Source organism: Serratia sp. BNK-33-b (assembly GCF_048684565.1).
Taxonomy (GTDB): Bacteria; Pseudomonadota; Gammaproteobacteria; order Enterobacterales; family Enterobacteriaceae; genus Serratia; species Serratia marcescens.
In genome coordinates this window covers 400,430-418,555 of the sequence record NZ_JBLQTZ010000001.1, presented here as the reverse complement: position 1 = coordinate 418,555, position 18,126 = coordinate 400,430, and the positions used below count along the sequence as shown (strand labels likewise).

General features: G+C 59.6%; 22 protein-coding genes. 12 read left to right on the top strand and 10 right to left on the bottom strand.

Annotated elements, in window-relative coordinates; all coding sequences use genetic code 11:
- Positions 1-244: 244 nt before the first annotated feature.
- From ACMGGK_RS01975 to npr, 11 genes are all read left to right on the top strand, one after another.
- Positions 245-1,222, top strand: a complete 978-nt coding sequence (locus ACMGGK_RS01975; protein WP_028127534.1) for a calcium/sodium antiporter — start codon at positions 245-247, stop codon at positions 1,220-1,222.
- Positions 1,223-1,238: 16 nt separating this feature from the next.
- Positions 1,239-2,225, top strand: coding sequence for an arabinose-5-phosphate isomerase KdsD (gene kdsD, locus ACMGGK_RS01970; protein ID WP_016930207.1), 987 nt, complete (start codon positions 1,239-1,241; stop codon positions 2,223-2,225).
- A gap of 17 nt (positions 2,226-2,242) precedes the next feature.
- A complete protein-coding gene (gene kdsC / locus ACMGGK_RS01965) occupies positions 2,243-2,797 on the top strand; it encodes a 3-deoxy-manno-octulosonate-8-phosphatase KdsC (RefSeq protein WP_021505108.1) in 555 nt (184 codons plus the stop codon).
- Positions 2,794-3,372: an LPS export ABC transporter periplasmic protein LptC gene (lptC, locus tag ACMGGK_RS01960; RefSeq protein WP_016930209.1), complete on the top strand. Its 579-nt coding sequence runs from the start codon at positions 2,794-2,796 to the stop codon at positions 3,370-3,372. Before kdsC ends, lptC begins: the two co-directional genes overlap by 4 nt.
- Entirely contained in the window at positions 3,341-3,880 is a 540-nt protein-coding gene (gene lptA / locus ACMGGK_RS01955; RefSeq protein WP_028127535.1) for a lipopolysaccharide ABC transporter substrate-binding protein LptA, read from the top strand. The genes lptC and lptA overlap by 32 nt, the downstream gene beginning before the upstream one ends.
- Before the next feature lie 6 nt (positions 3,881-3,886).
- Positions 3,887-4,612 (top strand): LPS export ABC transporter ATP-binding protein, encoded by a 726-nt coding sequence (gene lptB, locus ACMGGK_RS01950; RefSeq protein ID WP_004937040.1) that lies wholly within the window; start codon positions 3,887-3,889, stop codon positions 4,610-4,612.
- 52 nt (positions 4,613-4,664) lie between these two features.
- A complete protein-coding gene (gene rpoN, locus ACMGGK_RS01945; protein WP_016930211.1) occupies positions 4,665-6,098 on the top strand; it encodes an RNA polymerase factor sigma-54 in 1,434 nt (477 codons plus the stop codon).
- 23 nt (positions 6,099-6,121) lie between these two features.
- The gene (gene hpf / locus ACMGGK_RS01940) at positions 6,122-6,409 is read left to right on the top strand and encodes a ribosome hibernation promoting factor (protein ID WP_004937038.1); all 288 of its coding nucleotides are present in this window, start codon (positions 6,122-6,124) and stop codon (positions 6,407-6,409) included.
- Positions 6,410-6,564: 155 nt separating this feature from the next.
- Entirely contained in the window at positions 6,565-7,026 is a 462-nt protein-coding gene (gene ptsN, locus ACMGGK_RS01935; protein WP_016930212.1) for a PTS IIA-like nitrogen regulatory protein PtsN, read from the top strand.
- 129 nt (positions 7,027-7,155) lie between these two features.
- Positions 7,156-8,010 (top strand): RNase adapter RapZ, encoded by an 855-nt coding sequence (gene rapZ, locus ACMGGK_RS01930; protein WP_015379177.1) that lies wholly within the window; start codon positions 7,156-7,158, stop codon positions 8,008-8,010.
- On the top strand, positions 8,007-8,279 hold the full coding sequence (gene npr / locus ACMGGK_RS01925; protein ID WP_004937034.1) for a PTS phosphocarrier protein NPr: 273 nt from the start codon (positions 8,007-8,009) through the stop codon (positions 8,277-8,279). Before rapZ ends, npr begins: the two co-directional genes overlap by 4 nt.
- 40 nt (positions 8,280-8,319) lie before the next feature.
- Here npr and ACMGGK_RS01920 read toward each other — a convergent pair whose 3' ends face one another.
- The 10 genes from ACMGGK_RS01920 to ACMGGK_RS01875 all read right to left on the bottom strand — a co-directional run bounded on the left by ACMGGK_RS01920 (position 8,320) and on the right by ACMGGK_RS01875 (position 17,249).
- Positions 8,320-10,236 carry a BglG family transcription antiterminator gene (locus tag ACMGGK_RS01920; protein WP_079450135.1) on the bottom strand — a complete coding sequence of 639 codons (1,917 nt, stop codon included), beginning with the start codon at positions 10,234-10,236 and terminating at the stop codon, positions 8,320-8,322.
- Between the two features lie 51 nt (positions 10,237-10,287).
- Positions 10,288-11,502, bottom strand: a complete 1,215-nt coding sequence (locus tag ACMGGK_RS01915) for a lactonase family protein (RefSeq protein ID WP_420276645.1) — start codon at positions 11,500-11,502, stop codon at positions 10,288-10,290.
- A gap of 214 nt (positions 11,503-11,716) precedes the next feature.
- Complete coding sequence (gene dagF / locus ACMGGK_RS01910; RefSeq protein ID WP_420276644.1) at positions 11,717-12,457, bottom strand: 2-dehydro-3-deoxy-phosphogluconate aldolase; 741 nt, start codon at positions 12,455-12,457, stop codon at positions 11,717-11,719.
- Positions 12,415-13,572: a DgaE family pyridoxal phosphate-dependent ammonia lyase gene (locus tag ACMGGK_RS01905; protein WP_420276643.1), complete on the bottom strand. Its 1,158-nt coding sequence runs from the start codon at positions 13,570-13,572 to the stop codon at positions 12,415-12,417. The genes dagF and ACMGGK_RS01905 overlap by 43 nt, the downstream gene beginning before the upstream one ends.
- Positions 13,556-14,695: an amidohydrolase/deacetylase family metallohydrolase gene (locus ACMGGK_RS01900; protein ID WP_049241460.1), complete on the bottom strand. Its 1,140-nt coding sequence runs from the start codon at positions 14,693-14,695 to the stop codon at positions 13,556-13,558. Before ACMGGK_RS01900 ends, ACMGGK_RS01905 begins: the two co-directional genes overlap by 17 nt.
- Positions 14,696-14,755: 60 nt before the next feature.
- On the bottom strand, positions 14,756-15,406 hold the full coding sequence (locus ACMGGK_RS01895) for a DUF4310 family protein (RefSeq protein WP_004937013.1): 651 nt from the start codon (positions 15,404-15,406) through the stop codon (positions 14,756-14,758).
- An 11-nt stretch (positions 15,407-15,417) separates the two neighbouring features.
- Positions 15,418-16,194, bottom strand: coding sequence for a DUF4311 domain-containing protein (locus ACMGGK_RS01890; protein ID WP_004937006.1), 777 nt, complete (start codon positions 16,192-16,194; stop codon positions 15,418-15,420).
- Between the two features lie 30 nt (positions 16,195-16,224).
- A complete protein-coding gene (locus ACMGGK_RS01885; protein ID WP_004937003.1) occupies positions 16,225-16,521 on the bottom strand; it encodes a DUF4312 family protein in 297 nt (98 codons plus the stop codon).
- The gene (locus ACMGGK_RS01880; protein WP_004937000.1) at positions 16,521-16,886 is read right to left on the bottom strand and encodes a glycine-rich SFCGS family protein; all 366 of its coding nucleotides are present in this window, start codon (positions 16,884-16,886) and stop codon (positions 16,521-16,523) included. Before ACMGGK_RS01880 ends, ACMGGK_RS01885 begins: the two co-directional genes overlap by 1 nt.
- A gap of 36 nt (positions 16,887-16,922) precedes the next feature.
- Entirely contained in the window at positions 16,923-17,249 is a 327-nt protein-coding gene (locus ACMGGK_RS01875) for a glycine dehydrogenase (RefSeq protein ID WP_086013604.1), read from the bottom strand.
- Between the two features lie 444 nt (positions 17,250-17,693).
- Between ACMGGK_RS01875 and rnk the strand changes: the two genes are divergently transcribed.
- On the top strand, positions 17,694-18,104 hold the full coding sequence (gene rnk, locus ACMGGK_RS01870; protein WP_004936993.1) for a nucleoside diphosphate kinase regulator: 411 nt from the start codon (positions 17,694-17,696) through the stop codon (positions 18,102-18,104).
- The last annotated feature ends 22 nt before the right edge of the window (positions 18,105-18,126 follow it).

Here is an 18,126-nt window from a genome sequence, read left to right as displayed (position 1 = left end):
GGCGCAATCCGTCTCATCTTTACAAAAACTTACTGCCATTTCGCAACCAATGGTGCCATTGGTTTTACTTTTCCGCGCCACCCGGTCAAAATTGGCGCCATAACGAAAAAAAACGAAACTGTTCAACTATTAGCCGGGGAAAACCGTTGCTGCGGCTCAAACGCGCGCAACGGAGGGCAAGCAATACCGCCGCATTGACGGCTTTAACCAACGAACCGGGATAATACCCGACAAAGGACCCTGCATGTTTCTCGCGATAGCATTATTAATCGTTGGTTTATTTCTACTGGTGTACGGTGCAGACCGCTTAGTTTATGGTGCTGCCGTGATTTCCCGCTCGCTCGGCGTACCGCCGTTGATCATCGGCATGACCATCGTCGGCATCGGCACTTCGCTGCCGGAGCTGATCGTGTCCACCACCGCCGCGCTGAACGGGCAGATAGATATGGCCGTTGGCAACGTAGTCGGTTCCAACATCACCAACATTTTATTGATCCTGGGCGTGGCGGCGTTGATTCACCCGCTGGCCGCGCGCTCTGAGATACTGCGGCGCGAACTGCCGCTGATGTTAGCGGTCACAGTATTATGCGGTTTCGTGTTGATGGACGGCACCCTGAGCAGGCTGGACGGCGTGCTGCTGCTGGCCGCCGCCGCCGGCTTCATCCTGCTGATGCTGAAAATCGCCCGGCTGGCGCAGCGCGAGGGCAGCGACAGCCTGACTATGGAGCAGATCGCCGAGCTGCCGCAGGACAGCAGCAATACCGTGGCGGTGCTGTGGCTGGTGCTGGCGTTTATCATTCTGCCGCTCTCTTCCAGAATGGTGGTCGATAACGCGACGGTGATCGCGCACTATTTCGGCCTGAGCGAACTGGTGGTCGGTTTGACCATTATCGCCATCGGCACCAGCCTGCCCGAACTGGCCACCTCCATCGCCGGGGCGCTGAAGGGCGAGGATGATATGGCGATTGGCAATATCATCGGCTCCAATATTTTCAACACGGTGATCGTGCTGGGCGTACCCGCCCTGCTGTCGCCGGGCAGCGTAGACACCGCCGCCTTCCAGCGCGATTACTGGGTGATGCTGGCGGCCAGCGTGCTGCTGAGCGTGCTGTGCATCGGCCGCAAACATCGCATCGGCCACCTGGCGGGCGCGCTGTTATTATGCGGCTTTATTGCGTATCTTGCGGTGCTGTTCTTTAACCCTTTCAGTACTTTCGGCTAAACCGACGGGAATGAGTATGTCGAACATTGAGTTGCAACCGGGCTTCGATTTTCAACAGGCCGGTAAAGAAGTGCTTCAGATAGAGCGTGAAGGGCTGGCCCAGCTCGATCGCTACATCAACGCAGACTTCACCCGCGCCTGCGAAACGATCGCCGCCTGCGGCGGCAAAGTGGTGGTGATGGGCATGGGCAAATCCGGCCATATCGGCTGCAAGATCGCCGCGACCTTCGCCAGCACCGGCACGCCCTCATTCTTCGTTCATCCGGCGGAGGCCAGCCATGGCGATTTGGGCATGGTCACCCCGCAGGACATCGTGCTCGCCATCTCCAACTCCGGCGAGTCCAGCGAGATCCTGGCGCTGATCCCGGTGTTGAAACGCCAACAGATCACCCTCATCTGTATGACCAACAATCCGGAAAGCGCGATGGGTAAAGCGGCGGATATCCACCTGTGCATCAAGGTGCCGCAGGAAGCGTGCCCGCTGGGGCTGGCGCCGACCACCAGCACCACCGCCACGCTGGTGATGGGCGATGCGCTGGCCGTTGCGCTGCTGAAAGCGCGCGGTTTCACGCCGGAAGATTTCGCGCTGTCGCATCCGGGCGGCGCACTCGGCCGCAAACTGCTGCTGCGGGTTAGCGATATCATGCACAGCGGCGATGAAATACCCCACGTCAGCGCCGACGCCTCGTTGCGCGACGCGTTGCTGGAAATTACCCGCAAAAATCTGGGCCTGACGGTGATCTGCGACGATTTGATGAAAATCGCCGGCATCTTTACCGATGGCGACCTGCGCCGGGTGTTCGACATGGGCATCAACCTGCACGAGGCGAAGATCGCCGATGTCATGACGCCGGGCGGCGTGCGGGTGCGCCCCAACCTCCTGGCGGTCGATGCATTGAACCTGATGCAACAACGCCACATCACCGCGCTGCTGGTTGCCGATGGCGACCAGTTGCTGGGTGTGGTACATATGCATGACATGCTGCGCGCCGGCGTCGTTTAATTAAGGAATAGAACGGAATGGGTATGGTAGAAACCTGCTACGGGCCGGTAGAACAAGAGGTTATGGCGCGTGCCGGGAACATCCGCCTGTTGATTTGCGACGTTGACGGCGTGCTGTCGGACGGCCTGATCTTCATGGGCAACAACGGTGAAGAACTGAAGGCGTTCAACGTGCGCGACGGTTACGGCATCCGCTGCTTGAAAACCTCGGACATCGAGGTGGCGATCATCACCGGTCGCTCCGCCAAGCTGCTGGAAGATCGCGCGCAGACGCTCGGCATCACCCATCTGTATCAGGGGCAATCCGATAAGCTTTTGGCCTTCCGCGAACTGTTGGATAAACTGTCGTTAACGGCGGATCAGGTCGCCTATATCGGCGATGACCTGATCGACTGGCCGGTGATGGCGCAGGTCGGCCTGGCGGTCGCGGTGGCGGACGCCCACCCGCTGCTGACGCCGCGCGCCCACTACGTCACCCGCATCGCCGGCGGCCGCGGCGCGGTGCGCGAACTGTGCGACATCATTCTTTTGGCTCAAAATAAGCTGGAGGACGCCAAAGGGCTGTCGATATGAGTAAAACCAAACTGTGGATCACCATCCTGTTGACGGTGATCGTTCTGGCGCTGATCGGCTGGAACATGACGGACTTCAGCGACGACACGGCCCCTGGCCCGGTCAACGATCAGGATCCGACCTACCAGAGCCAGCACACGGTCACCGTGGTGTACAACCCGGCCGGCAAGCTGAATTACAAACTGGTGGCGGAAGACGCGAAGTATTACACCGCCGGCGAGCTGAGCTGGTTCACCCAGCCGGTGATGACGCTGTTCGATGAGAATGCGGTGGCCACCTGGTCAGTTCGCGCCGATCGCGCCAAACTGACTAAAGACCGAATGCTGTATCTGTATGGTCACGTCGAGGTGAACAGCCTGACCACCACCTCGCAGCTGGAAAAAATTAAGACGGACAACGCTCAGGTAAACCTGGTCACCCAAGACGTCACCTCCGATGACGAAGTCACGCTTTACGGGACCAATTTTACCTCTAACGGCATGAAAATGCGTGGGAACCTGCGGACCAAAACCGCTGAGCTGATTGATAAGGTTAAGACCAACTATGAAATTCAGAACCAAAAAACAACTCCGTAACCTGTTGCTCGGCAGCTTAGTTTTGGCCGCCAGCGCCCCCGCTCTGGCGCTGAAATCCGACTCCAGCCAGCCGGTCAGCATCGACTCGCTCAAGCAGTCGTTGGACATGCAAAGCAACGTCAGCACCTTCACCGACAACGTGGTGATCAAACAGGGCACCATCGATATTCGCGCCGACAAGGTGGTCGTCACCCGCCCGGGCGGAGATCAGAATAAGACCTATATTGAAGCGTTCGGCAACCCGGTAACCTTCTACCAGATGCAGGACAGCGGCAAGCCGGTCAAAGGCCACGCGCAGAAAGTGCGTTACGACGTGGCGACCCAGCTGGTGACCCTGACGGGCAACGCCTATCTGGAGCAGCTCGACAGCAACGTGAAAGGCGATCGCATCACCTATCTGGTGCAACAGCAGCAAATGCAGGCGTTTAGCGATAAAGGCAAACGCGTGACAACGGTTCTGGTACCGTCGCAGTTGCAAGACAAAAACGAGCAAAAAAAGAGTAACTAATCACTTATGGCAACACTCATCGCAGAAAACCTGGCGAAAGCCTACAAGGGCCGTAAAGTTGTCGAAGACGTCAGCCTGAAAGTGAAATCCGGCGAGATCGTCGGCCTGCTCGGCCCGAACGGCGCCGGTAAAACCACCACCTTCTACATGGTGGTCGGCATCGTGCCGCGCGACGCCGGGCGCATCGTGATCGACGAAGAAGACATCAGCCTGCTGCCGCTGCACGCCCGCGCGCGCCGCGGCATTGGTTACCTGCCGCAGGAAGCGTCGATCTTCCGCCGCCTGAGCGTGTACGACAACCTGATGGCGGTGCTGGAGATTCGCCCCGACCTCACCAGCGAACAGCGCGAAGACCGCGCCAAAGAGCTGATGGAAGAGTTCCATATCTCCCATCTGCGCGACAGCCTCGGCCAGGCGCTGTCCGGCGGTGAACGCCGCCGCGTCGAAATCGCCCGCGCGCTGGCGGCCAACCCGAAATTCATTCTGCTGGACGAACCCTTCGCCGGGGTGGATCCGATTTCCGTTATCGACATCAAAAAAATCATCGAGCACCTGCGTGACAGCGGCCTGGGCGTGCTGATCACCGACCACAACGTGCGCGAGACGCTGGACGTGTGTGAACGCGCCTACATCGTCAGCCAGGGCAAACTGATTGCCCACGGCACGCCGGATGCTATTCTGGCCGACGAGCAGGTTAAACGCGTTTATCTGGGCGAAGAGTTCCGCCTCTAAGCGCCGGCGCGCCCTGCGGGGCGACACCGTTAACGGAAGTAGACAGAAAACTATGAAGCAAGGTTTGCAACTCAGGCTCAGTCAACAGCTGGCCATGACTCCTCAGCTCCAGCAGGCGATCCGCCTGCTGCAGTTGTCCACGCTTGAGCTTCAACAAGAGATCCAGCTGGCGCTGGAGAGCAATCCGCTGCTTGAACAGACCGATCTGCACGACGAAATCGACGCCAAAGAAACCCAGGAGACCGAGGGGCTCGATACCCGCGAGGCGCTGGAACAGAAAGACATGCCGGAAGAGCTGCCGCTGGACGCCACCTGGGATGAGATCTACACCGCCGGCACACCGTCAGGCACCGGCACCGACTACAGCGACGACGAGCTGCCGGTCTATCAGGGCGAGACCACCCAAACGCTGCAGGATTACCTGATGTGGCAGGTGGATCTGACGCCGTTTTCCGATACCGACGCCGCCATCGCCACCTCCATCGTCGACGCGGTGGACGACACCGGCTATCTCACCGTGCCGCTGGAAGACATTCTGGAAAGCCTGGGCGACGAAAACGTGACCCTCGATGAAGTCGAGGCGGTGTTGAAGCGCGTGCAGCGTTTCGATCCGATCGGCGTCGCCGCGCGCGATCTGCGCGATTGCCTGCTGGTGCAGCTCTCCCAATACGCCAAAGACACCCCTTACCTGGCCGAAGCGCGGCTGATCATCAGCGACCATCTGGATCTGCTGGCCAACCATGACTTTCGCAGCCTGATGCGATCAACCCGGCTAAAAGAAGATACACTGAAAGAAGCGATGCTGCTGATTCAGTCGCTCGATCCGCGCCCGGGGCAGTCGATCAATACCGGCGAATCGGAATACGTGATCCCGGACGTGCTGGTGCGCAAGACGCAGAACAAATGGACGGTCGAGCTCAACGGCGACAGCGTTCCGCGTTTGAAGATCAATCAGCAATACGCAGCGCTGGGCAACAGCGCCCGCAGCGAAGCCGACGGCCAGTTCATCCGCAGCAACCTGCAGGAAGCCAAGTGGCTGATTAAAAGCCTGGAGAGCCGTAACGAGACGCTGCTGAAGGTCACCCGCTGCATCGTCGATCAGCAGCAGGCGTTCTTCGAGCAAGGCGAAGAGTTTATGAAACCCATGGTGCTGGCGGATATCGCCCAGGCCGTGGAAATGCATGAATCGACGATCTCGCGCGTCACCACGCAGAAGTTTCTGCACAGCCCGCGCGGCATTTTCGAATTGAAATATTTCTTCTCCAGCCACGTGAATACCGACAGCGGCGGCGAAGCCTCCTCGACGGCGATCCGCGCATTGGTGAAGAAATTGATTGCGGCGGAAAACCCCGCCAAACCACTCAGCGACAGCAAGCTGGCCACCCTGCTCGCCGATCAGGGGATCATCGTGGCGCGGCGCACCGTCGCCAAGTACCGAGAGTCTTTGTCCATCCCGCCGTCGAACCAGCGTAAACAGTTGGTTTGACCTCTATTGAGAAGGAAGACACTATGCAGCTCAACATTACCGGACACCACATCGAAATCACCGATCCGTTGCGCGAGTTCGTGAACAACAAGTTCGCCAAACTCGAACAGTATTTTGATCGCATCAATCAGGTGTATGTTGTATTAAGTGTGGAAAAAGTGCAGCAAATTGCGGAAGCAACGGTGCACGTGAATGGAGGCGAGTTGCACGCCACCTCGGAAGACGAGAATATGTATGCCGCAATTGATACGCTGATCGACAAATTGGCACGTCAATTGAACAAACATAAAGACAAATTGAAGCAACACTGACACCCTAACCCATTCCATGAGGCGGCATCCGTCGCCGCCTCCCCCTTCGGCGCGTGACCCGCATGGGTGACGCGCCGAACGGTAATCAGGGTTAAAACCGACGAAAAACCGCCTTGCCGGGCGCGCCCGGCGGCGCGGTTTTAAGTGAAGATGAGATGAACAACGAATATATGCAATTAAGCTCGGTGTTAAACATCGAGTGCACCAAAAGCTCGGTACACTGCACCAGCAAGAAGCGGGCTTTGGAAATTATCAGCGAACTGGCCGCCAAACAGCTCAATCTGCCTTCGCAGGTGGTGTTTGACGCGGTTCTCACCCGGGAACGCATGGGCAGCACCGGTATCGGCAACGGTATCGCCATTCCCCACGGCAAACTGGAAGAGGACACACTGCGGGCCGTTGGCGTGTTTATCCGTCTCGACCAACCCATCGCTTTCGACGCTATCGATAACCAGCCGGTCGACCTGCTGTTCGCGCTATTGGTGCCTGCCGATCAGTGCAAAACCCATTTGCATACCCTGTCGCTGGTCGCCAAACGCCTGGCCGACAAAACCGTATGTCGCCGCCTGCGCGCCGCGCAAAGCGACGAAGAACTTTACCAAATCATCACCGAGTGATGCCCGGCCGGCGTGACTTCCAGCCCGGATAACGTTACTGTTTCACGATGATGGATCCGGCTGCGGCCGGAATAACAAAGTTTCCACCGGTGGCGATGAACGCCGCCGCGATGCCAGGGGAGTTGCCACATGGTGCTGATGATTGTCAGCGGCCGTTCCGGTTCCGGAAAATCCGTCGCCTTGCGGGCGCTGGAAGACATGGGTTTTTACTGCGTTGACAACCTGCCGGTGGTTCTGCTGCCGCAGCTCGCCAATACGCTGGCGGAACGCAATATCTCCGCGGCGGTCAGCATCGACGTGCGCAACATGCCGGAATCGCCGGAAGTGTTCGAATACGCGATGACTCAGCTGCCGGACAGCTTCTCACCGCAACTGCTGTTCCTCGACGCCGATCGCAACACGCTGATCCGCCGTTACAGCGACACCCGCCGCCTGCATCCGCTCTCCAGCAAAAACCTGTCGCTGGAAAGCGCGATCGACGAAGAAAGCGATCTGCTCGAACCGCTGCGCTCGCGGGCTGACCTGATTATCGACACCTCGGAAATGTCGGTGCACGAACTGGCCGAAATGCTGCGCACCCGCCTGCTGGGCAAGCGCGAGCGCGAACTGACCATGGTGTTCGAATCCTTCGGTTTCAAACACGGCATCCCGATCGACGCCGACTACGTGTTCGACGTGCGCTTCCTGCCGAACCCGCACTGGGATCCGAAGCTGCGGCCGATGACCGGTCTGGACAAACCGGTGGCGTCGTTCCTCGATCGCCATACCGAAGTGCACAACTTCATCTACCAGACCCGCAGCTACCTGGAGCAATGGCTGCCGATGCTGGAAACCAACAACCGCAGCTACCTGACGGTCGCCATCGGCTGTACCGGCGGCAAGCACCGCTCGGTGTACGTGGCGGAACAGCTGGCCGATTACTTCCGCTCGCGCGGCAAGAACGTGCAGTCGCGCCACCGCACGCTGGAAAAGCGTAAACAATGACGGTCAAACAGACGGTTGAAATCAAAAACAAACTGGGCATGCACGCGCGCCCGGCGATGAAGCTGTTCGAACTGGTGCAAAGCTTCGATGCGGAAGTGATGCTGCGCAACGAAAGCGGCACCGAGGCCGAAGCCAGCAGCGTCATCGCGCTGCTGATGCTGGACTCCGCCCAGGGCCGGCATATCGAAGTCGAAGCGACCGGCCCCGACGAAGTCAACGCGCTGGCGGCGGTGGTCGAGCTGTTCAACTCCGGGTTTGATGAAGATTAGTCGCTGAGGGCGCTTCTGCGCCCAATCACTCACATGCCCCTCAACTCCGGCTCAGGCAGTCCAACGCCACCGCCTTAAAACTGTCGAAGCTGTCGCTGCCCAGCAGGCGGCTCATTGAGCGTTCACGCACAAAGGTGACGAACAGCTCGTAGATCGCCATCGCCTCTTCATAGTCGCTCTTGCTGATCGCCAGCAGGAAAATCACGTGCGCGATCTCACCTTCCCCCCAGACGACGCCCTGCGGCGCCAGCAGCGTCACCACCACGGTCTTTTTCGCCAGCAGCCCCAGCGAGTGCGGCAAGGCGATGCCTTCGCCCAGCAGCGTGGAGACGATCGCCTCGCGTTCGACCACCGACGGATAGAAGTCCGCGCCGACGTATCCTTCCCGCTCCAGCTGGCCGCATACCCGGCTGAACAGCTCCGCCTGCGTCAGCGGCTCGTCGAGCACCATGAAATGCTCGGCGTCGAAGAACTTCTCCAGCATGTACGGTTTGGTGCGATCCACCAGCACCAATTTGCCCAGTTGCTCCAGCTGATAATCGGTCGGGAACGGCGACATCACCACCACCGGCTTGTTCTTTTCGCCGATGCGGGCGTTGGAAATCACGAAGTCTTCGTCGATGTGCGCAAGCATCTCATAATCGCGCAGCGAGACGATGCGCGTCATCACCAGTTGCGGATACTTGCGCGCAATCTGCGCCTGGATCATGCGCACCGTCGAGTTGCCGGTATCGCACACCAGCATCACCTGCGGGTGGCGTTCATAACCGATGTTGTAATGCCGCTCCAGCCCCACGCCGATGTGCAACACCAGATAGCCGATCTCGTTTTCACTCAGGGTATAGGGGGTGTATTTGCCCCAGCTGGAGACCGCCGCCAGCGTCACGTCGTAAGCCATCGGATAGTGCTGCTTGATGTTGGCCAGCAGCGGATTGGGGATGTTGATCTGGTATTTCACCCGCGTAATCATGGTCTTGATATGGGTGAGCAGATCGGCCCGCAGCTGCTCGTCGCCCTGCAGATTGTAGTTATAGTGTGCGTTGATGTAGGACAGGATGTAGTCCACCAACGCTTCTTCATCGTCGGCGTTGATCTCGGTCGGTTGCACGTCCTGCACGCGGCGCGCGGCGATGTTGACCCGCAGATAGGCCTCTTCGGCCATCGAGATCTCTTTGCCGGAGGCCGCGCGCAGCTCCGCCGCCAGACGGGTCGACACCTGGCGTACCGCCTCGTCGCCGTCCTCCACCTCGAAGTCCGGCAGCGGATAACCGTCGTTGATGCGCCGCAGGGCCACCGCGCAGTAGAAGATCAGATACTGCTCGCCCTCGTCGGTCAGGCGAATGGCGTATTGCGACAACAGCGGGTGCAGCAATCCGGCGAACGCCGCCACCTGCGGCTGCAACAGGATCTCGTTGTTGAGCAACGGGTTCTCGGCGTCGGCCAGCTGCAGCTGGAACAACAGATCGGTCAGGCAGGCGCGGATCGCCATCTCCGCGCCGAACAGCTTCATGCCGTAACGCGGTTTGGTTTCGATCGTCAATTGATAATGCGCCAGACGCTCCCTCACCTCAGCCATGTCGTTTTGCAGCGTGCCGCGGCTGACGAACCATTCGTCGGCCAGATCTTCCAGTTTGAGAGAGAAGGCTGAGGTCAAAAAACGCACCAGCAGATAATGCACCCGCTCCTGCGCGCTGCGCGGGGTGGCCTGTTTGCGGCGCTCCTGATGCTGCAGGGCGCTGAACAGCGCAGCGTTATCGACCTGCAGGCGATAGCCGGCTCCGCGGCTATGCACGAAGCGCGCGCCGTATTTGTCCAGGATCTCGTTCAGCGCGGTGATATCCGCCCGCACCGTGCGGGTGGACACGGCGAAACGCTTCGCCAGCTCATCCTGCGGCAAAGTCTCGGTTTGCAAAGCATCGAACAAGTAAGCCAAACGCGGGTAAGGAAATCGCACCATTCTGTGTCCGTCAATCAGGCGGCCCACCCGGCGAACCGGACGGGCCACGGGTTACTTCGCCGGCGGCAGAAACGCCATTTGCGAGGGGCTGCCGATCGGCAGATAGCCGCCCACAAAGCTGAGTTTGCCGTCCGTCGGGTTGACGCTGAAGCGGGTGACGTTATCGCTGCGCTGGTTCAGCGCATACAGATAGCGGCCATCCGGGCTCAGCGCCAGCGAACGCGGATAATCGCCGCGGGTCCAGGTTTCCGCCACCGGTTTCAACTCGCCGCCGGCGCCCACGCTGAACTGGGCAATGCTGTTATGCAGTCGGTTGGCGACGTACAGCGTGCCGCCGTTTTTGCTGAGCGCCAGCCCCGAGGCGAAGCTGGTGCCCTGATAGTCGGCGGGCAGCGCGGAAACCGCATGCAGTTGTTTCAGAGTACCTTTTTGGCGATCAAAACGGTAGCTGGTCAACGTCGAGGCCTCTTCGTTCACCAGCAGCACGGTGTCGCCGTCCGGGTGGAACACAAAATGACGCGGGCCGGCGCCGGCGGAAGAGGCGGCGATCCACGGCGGATCGTTCGGCGTCAGGCGGCCGCTCGCGGCGTCAAAGCGCCATTGGTAGATGCGATCCAACCCCAGATCCGTGGAGAACACGAACTTGCCGCTCGGATCGCTGGCGATCATATGGGCATGCGGGCCGTTGTGATCGCTGATGGCGAAGCTGCCGTTCACCGCCGCCGCCGGTTTGGCCGCGCCCGCCGGCCCCTGCTGTTGCTGCACCGAGCTGGCGGCGCCCAGGCTGCCGTCCGCTTCAATCGGGAAAGCCGCCACGCTGCCGCTGACGTAGTTCGCCACCAGCAGATGGCGGCCGTCCGGCATCGAGGAGAGATACACCGGCCCTGCCCCCTGCGAATCCACCTGGTTGAGCTGCGTCAGTGCGCCATCGGCCGGATTGACCCGGTAGGCGGTGATGCCGCCGTGCTTGCCGCCGTTGAAATCGGCCACTTCGCTGGCGACATACAGCGTCTTGCCGTCAGCGCTCAACGTCAGCTGCGCCGGATTCGGCACATTGCTGACCAGCGTGGCGTGGCTCAGCGCACCGCTGGCCGGATCGACCTGCACCCGATAAACGCCTTCGCCGTTGGGATTGTAGGTGCCGATATAGGCAAAATGAGATGACGTGGAGTTCATTGCATCCTCAGCATGCAGCGCCGGGCCGGTCACGGCCAGCAGCGCCAGGAACAACGCGGAGCGTCGGGTTGGAACCTGCCAGTTTCGCATAGTAATCCTCAGTATATATCCGTCATCTTTCAAGCCGCAGCGTTGTTGGCTGCCCGCACTCACCCCAGTCACTTACTTAAGTAAGCTCCTGGGGTGAGTGCGCTTGCCGCCTAGCTGCAACTTGAAAGCTATAGGCTATAGGTAACGGCGGCGCGGCATGCCGCGCCACGGGAAAACCTTCGCCTCCCAGCGTTTACCTCATCCCATTGTGCGTTCAGCCCACCAGCGTTTTGGTCATCGCCAGTAAGGTTTTCACGTCCTGCGGGCGCGTGTCGCCGCTGGCGGCGTCGATGATCGAACTGTAGATATGCGGGATCACGCGTTTCACGCCGGCCGCCAGCGCGATCTCGACGATCGGCTCAAAGTTCTCCAGATCGATGCCGCCGGTCGGCTCCAGCATGAAGTCATGCTCGGCGCAGGCCTTGGCTACGTACTGGTATTCGTCCTTGCACTTCAGGCCGCCCATCGGGAAATACTTGATGGAGCTGCCGCCCATGTCTTTCAGCAGGGCGATGGCGGTTTCCACCGGCACGATGCCGTCCGGCGCCGCGGCGCTCAATGGGCCGGTAGAGATCTTCACCCAACCGACGCGGCCGGTCGGCGACACCAGGCCGTTGACCACGCTGTCGTTCTGGCCCAGCAGCGCGCGGCTGGCGCCGACGCCGGTAAACACCTGGTTAACGTGCTGCGGCTGCACCTGCTGAGCGATCAGGCTAACCATCGCCGACTGCTTCGGATCGCCGGCGCCCAGGCCGACCGAGAGCGCGTTTTCAATCAGGCGCGCATAGCGCAGCATGTCGGTCACCGCGCTGTCGACGTCCGGGTAGTTTTTGGAGAGCACGCCCACCAGCACATGGCCTTCCGCCGCGGCGTAGATGTCTTGCGCGTTGGCTTTGGAGCCGGCCAGCACGTTCAGGCAAACGCGGTCGCGATAGTAGTTAGGCTGCAGCTGCATGCTTGTTTCTCCGTAAACAGGTTTTTGATACAGCTAAAGACGGTCATCAGCTGTTGCTCGTCGACGCTGCGCACATCGACCTCAATCTTGCCCTCGTTGGCTTTATAGCCGCGGAAGTAGATGGCGATGTCGCCGGTTTTCAGCGCCTGGACGATGTCATAGGTCGACCGCCCCAGCACAGCCTCATCAAAGGTGATCTCGGCGCGAGCGATATCGCGGCCGGCGCTGTCCCAGACGGTCCTGGCGCTGACGCCGGTCAGGGTGTTGAGGCTGTCGAGGAACGGCGTCATCCGCTCCACCATCTGTTGCCCGGTGGTTTTCTCAAGCGTCAGATAGCTTTCAATCGCCTGCGTCAGGCCGAGGATGCCCTCTTTGCCGACCTTCATCGCCCGGCCGATGCCGCCGGATTGCAACTTCACCCACTCGACGTACTGTTTCTTGCCGATCACGAGACCGCTGGTCGGCCCCTCGATGGCTTTGGCGCCGCTGTAAATCACCAGATCGGCCCCCATCTGGTAGTAACACATCAGATCTTCTTCCGCCGCGGCGTCGACGATCAGCGGTAGGTTATGCTTGCGCGCCACCACCGCCGCCTGTTCGACGGACAGGATGCTTTTCTGCACGCAGTGGTGCGATTTGACGTACAGGATCGCCGCGGTCTGCGGCGTGATGCAGGCTTCAATCTGCTCCGGCGAACATTCGTTGGCGTACCCCGCCTCCACCACCTTGCCGCCGCCCAGCGCCACCATGGTGTCCACCGGGGCGCCGAAGTTGACGTTGTGACCGCGCGGCAGCACGATCTCGCGCGGCACGGTCACCGACGCCGAATGCAGGTTCACCAGCAGATTGGCGTTATCTTTAACGATCACCGCCGCCACCGACTGGGCGATGCCCGCCGAGGCGCAGGAGACGATCACCGCATCCTCCACGTTGAGCAGATCGGCGATGTAGGCGCCGGTCTTGTTGACCAGATCCTTGATTTCGAAATAGTGGTTCAGGCCGTAATCAACGGCGTCGATCACGTCCTGGCGCGGCGTGGAAACGCCGAGAATGGTCATGCGGCCGGAGGTGTTGATCACCTGCTTCAAACCGTATTTTTCATAAATCGAAGACATGGCTTGCCTCCCCTTGTTCGGTTAATAGGATTTCCCCGGCCACCACCGCGGCCAGCGGCACCAGCAGCCGTTCACCCTCGGCGGTTTGCCCTTCGGCGTCGGCGAACACCTGCGGTTCGCGGCGCAGCTCAAACAGCGTGAAATCGGCGTCATAGCCCGGCTCCAGCCGCCCTTTGCCGCTCAGCTGCAGCGCCGACGCGGCGTTCTCCGTCACGCAGGCGATCACCTGCGGCAGCGTCAGGCCGACGCTGAAGAACTTGGACATCACCGTCGCCAGGCTGTGCACCGGTCCGTTCATGCGGTTGCGGCAGTAAATATCGGAGCTGATGGTGTGCGGCAAAATACCCAGTTTGATCGCCTGGCGCGCCACCTCGAAGCTGAAGCTGGCGGTGCCGTGCCCTACGTCGAGCAATACGCCGCGCCGCAGCGCGCGCTGGATAGACTCGCGCAGCGTGCCCGCCGGCGTCAGAATGCGGTTCGGTTTGCCGTTGTAGCAGTGGGTGATGATGTCGCCGCGGGTCAGCAGATCGGCGATCTCATCCAGATCCGGCGGGTTATTGCCGATATGCACCATCAACGGCAGCTGGCGGTTTTCCTGCTGGATCTCTTTGGCCAACACCAGCGGGCGAGTGCCGTTCTTGCCCACCACGCTGCTGCTCATGCGCGCCTTGATGCCGATGACAAAGCCGGGGTGGTTGGCGATGGCCTGGCCGGCCTCGCGCTTGTCGATGTCCGTCATCTCCGCCAGCTCGTTCTGCCGCAGCAGGCCGATGCGCGAGATATTGAGGAAGGCGAAAACGTTGGTTTTGGCGCTGCGCGTCAGCTGATAAAAGGCGTCGATATCGTCGGCGCCGGTGCTACCAGCATCGACCACGCTGGTGACGCCGCTGGCGACGCCGACCCGATCCGGCTCGTCATGGTAAATCGGCGATTCGGGATAGCAATGCACGTGCGCGTCGATCCAACCGGCGCTCAGGCGGCAGTTGCCCGCCAAATCCAGCTGGCGAACGGCGCTGACGTCCGCCGCCAACCGCCCCACCGAGGCTAATTTGCCGTCTTTCACCGCCAGATCGATCAGCGTGTCGTCCGCCAGTCTGGCGCCTCTGATTACTAAGTCATACATACCGCATTGCTCCTGTTAGCCCGGGTGCCGCCGTATCGGGCGGCGCCTGGCGCAGGCCTCTTAAGAAATGGCTACCGGGAAGATCGCCCCCAGGATCATCGCGCCGAGGATCGCTCCGCCGGTGATCGGTTTACCCCAGATATAGAACAGCAGCGCGCCGAGCAGCGAACCGATGCCGATCGGGATCGAAGCGGTCATCGCCGACAGGATGATCAACGGCCCGAGGAAACGGCCCGACGAGTTGCCCGCGCCCATCATCACGTCAGCCCCGTAGGTGGAGTTGCTCTGATTGATGGTGAATTTGCGCGCCAGAATGATCACGTAACCGATCGCCAGGCCGATGATCAGACCGGTGGCCAGCGAAGCGGCGAAGTTGGCGACCGGGAACACGATGCCGGCCCCCAAAAGCAGCGCCGGCACGCCCAGCCCGACGCCGGTCTGGATCGCGCCGCCGATGTCGAGGATGCCCACCAGCGAACCTTCGATGATGCGCGCGAACAGGAAGCTGGCGCCGAACGCCGCCACCGCGCCGTACACGCCGGTATCCATCCCCGCCCGCAGCATGGAGACGAAGGCCACTTCGTTAAAGGCGCCGATGCCGTACAGGTAGTACATGTGCGTCCCGGCGAACACGCCGGAGGACAGCAGGCCAACAAAAATCGGGAATGACCAGTCGGCGTACCAGAAGCCTTTTTGGGTTTGCTCTTCCATCATCCCGCTCCTTATTTACCGCTCAGGGTGTTGTGAATGGCGTCCAGCCAGCCCGGCACGCCGAGGCTGAAGGACTCGAGAACTTTCATGTCGAAGCCGCGGAAGAAGCCGCTCAGCACGAACAGCAGCACGATCACCGCCATCATGATCTTGGTGATTTTGTTCCAGCCGCTCTCTTCCACGCCCTTGCCGATCAGAATGCCCAGCACCAGGCCCGGTACGGCGTTGCCCATGATCAGCTGCGCCAGGCCGCCGAAGATGGTGCCCCAGAAGCCGGAACGGCGCCCGGCGTCGATCGCCGCCAGCCAGAAGATCACCGGCATCACGGTGTTCACCAGCAGGTTGGCCGCCGGCACCAGCACCTTGATGGCGGTAACCTGCAGCGCGGCAGGCACGGCGGAAGCGGTGGTATTGAGGAAGGCCACCACCAGCATGCCGATGATGCCGCAGGCGATGGCCATTTTTTTCGGATCGTGCAGCGTTTGCGCCAGATTGCGGTTCTTGACCATCAGGGCCGCCGCGCCCCAATGCGGGATGATGCGGTGATCGACGTCCTGCGTGAAGGAGCCCGCCGCCACGGAAGACGCCCAGGCGTTGAAGAAGAAGCCCAGACCGAATGAGAAGTGGGAAGCCGGATCGCCCTCGCAGGAGTTCAGCTCGCCCAGGGTGCGAAACGCTCCCATGCCCTGTGTTGTCGGCGCGTGGAACATGCGTGCGGCGCCGGCCCCTACGCCGACCCCCACCAGCCCACCGATAATAATCGATTTAAATAAGATGATTAAAAACATCAGTATACCCTTTCATTTATGCTAACGTTTTTATTTCGTGACGAAGACAACCTTCTCGGTATTGATAATGGTTACGTTCACGGTTATTTCCAGAGAAACGGCATAGCTCTTTCTTTCACGCGGCAAAAAGAAGAAAAGAAATTTCTCTTTAGTTATTTTCTCTTCCGCCTTCACTACGCTGACGTCCTGCGGCTCGATGCGCAGCAGAATATTGTTGGTGGACTTTAATACCGCGCCCTGCACATTAGCCAAGGCGGAAGCAAAAGCTTTCGCTTTGCTGTCGCCTTTACCCTCCACCTTTACCGATGTGGTATATTGCTCTTTCATTATGGGTTGCCATGTTTTTTGACGTAGGCTTCCACCAGTTTCTGGCCCAGCTCTTCTTTATCCATAAAGCCGAAACCCAGCACGTTGCAGCCTTCGTTAATTGCCGTCACGCCCTCTTCCACCGAACGCATGCCGTATTTGGCCTTGTAGCCGTATTTGGTTTGCGCGGTAATCGCGCCTGCGCCGCCGCTGCCGCAAAAAGAGATGCCCAGCTGCGCGTTTTCCGCTTTCATGACGTCGCCCAGCTTCATATCCGCCGCCACGCCGGGGATGACCACCGCTTTTCCGCCTGCGTTTTCAACGCCCTGGCCGACTTTTTGCCCTTTGCCCAAACGATCGCCGATCACTACGGTAATTTGACCCATGGTATATTCTCCTGATTGAAATCGATGCGTTAACCGCTATGCGTTATTATCTTTCGCCACTTCGAAGTGCACGGACAGCAAATAGGCTTCTTCGATAGGCAATGTGCCAAACTGATTCACCACGCGTTCCGCCATTTGCATGGACTCGGCGGAAATTTCGTCGAAAAGCGATTTATCCACCTCCGGCAACGGCTCACCGGTTATTGAACGCAGCACCATGGCGCGAATATGCGATTCCAGCATCTGTTGCTGCACCGCATTGGTATAAATATTCTCAGCATTCAGCATCGCGGTAATATCCGCCAGCACCCGAGCGGTGATCTCACCGGCTTCGCTGACATCGGATTGTTCAATTTCTTTTATCGAAGCAGATCCATCATTCACTTTTCAGTACCCCTAGATCCCACATTAATCAGTAAGCCGTAAAGCGCATCACCTGAATAACCCGCTTTCTGTGATGTCTTTACCCTACCCCCGGCAAGATTTTCTGTGTAGACCGGTTTTTTCCAGTTCGAAGTGGAAATTGAATGACGCGCGGGGATCCATTTCGCAAAACGGCGTTATGGCGAAAAAGTAAATGAGATAACAATTACATAACCCGGCTAACGGTTTTTTTTGCCTCGATTGACGATAAAAGCCTTCGTGATCGGGATCTCTTTCTTTTCTCGCCCCAACCGCCTACTATCAATGGGACAAATCGACATTACCCACACCCCCGCTCCTCTGGCGCGGGGGTGTTGCTTTGTGTTGTTTTTCCGAATTTATGGGCGCACAGACTGGCGCCCTTTGATTTGACTGGAGAGTGGAATGACCAAACCCATCATTACTATTAATGAGCTGGATGCGGAACGCCTGGATGCGCTATTGGAACAACCGGCCTTTGCCAACACCGACGTCGCCGCCGCGCTGAACGACGAGTTGGATCGCGCGGAAATCCTGCCGCCGGAGAAAATGCCGGCCAACGTGGTGACCATGAACAGCCGCGTGCGTTTTCGCGATCTGCACACCGATGAAGAGCATGTGCGCACGCTGGTCTACCCAGCCTCGCTGAAAGACAGCCACGATCAGCTGTCGGTGATGGCGCCGCTGGGCGCAGCGCTGCTCGGCATGCACGTCGGCAAGCAGATCTCCTGGCAATTGCCGAACGGTGAAGAAGCGCGGATTGAAGTGCTGGAATTGCTGTACCAGCCGGAAGCGGCGGGCGAATACCACCGTTAAGCGGTTTTCAGGGCGGCATCCG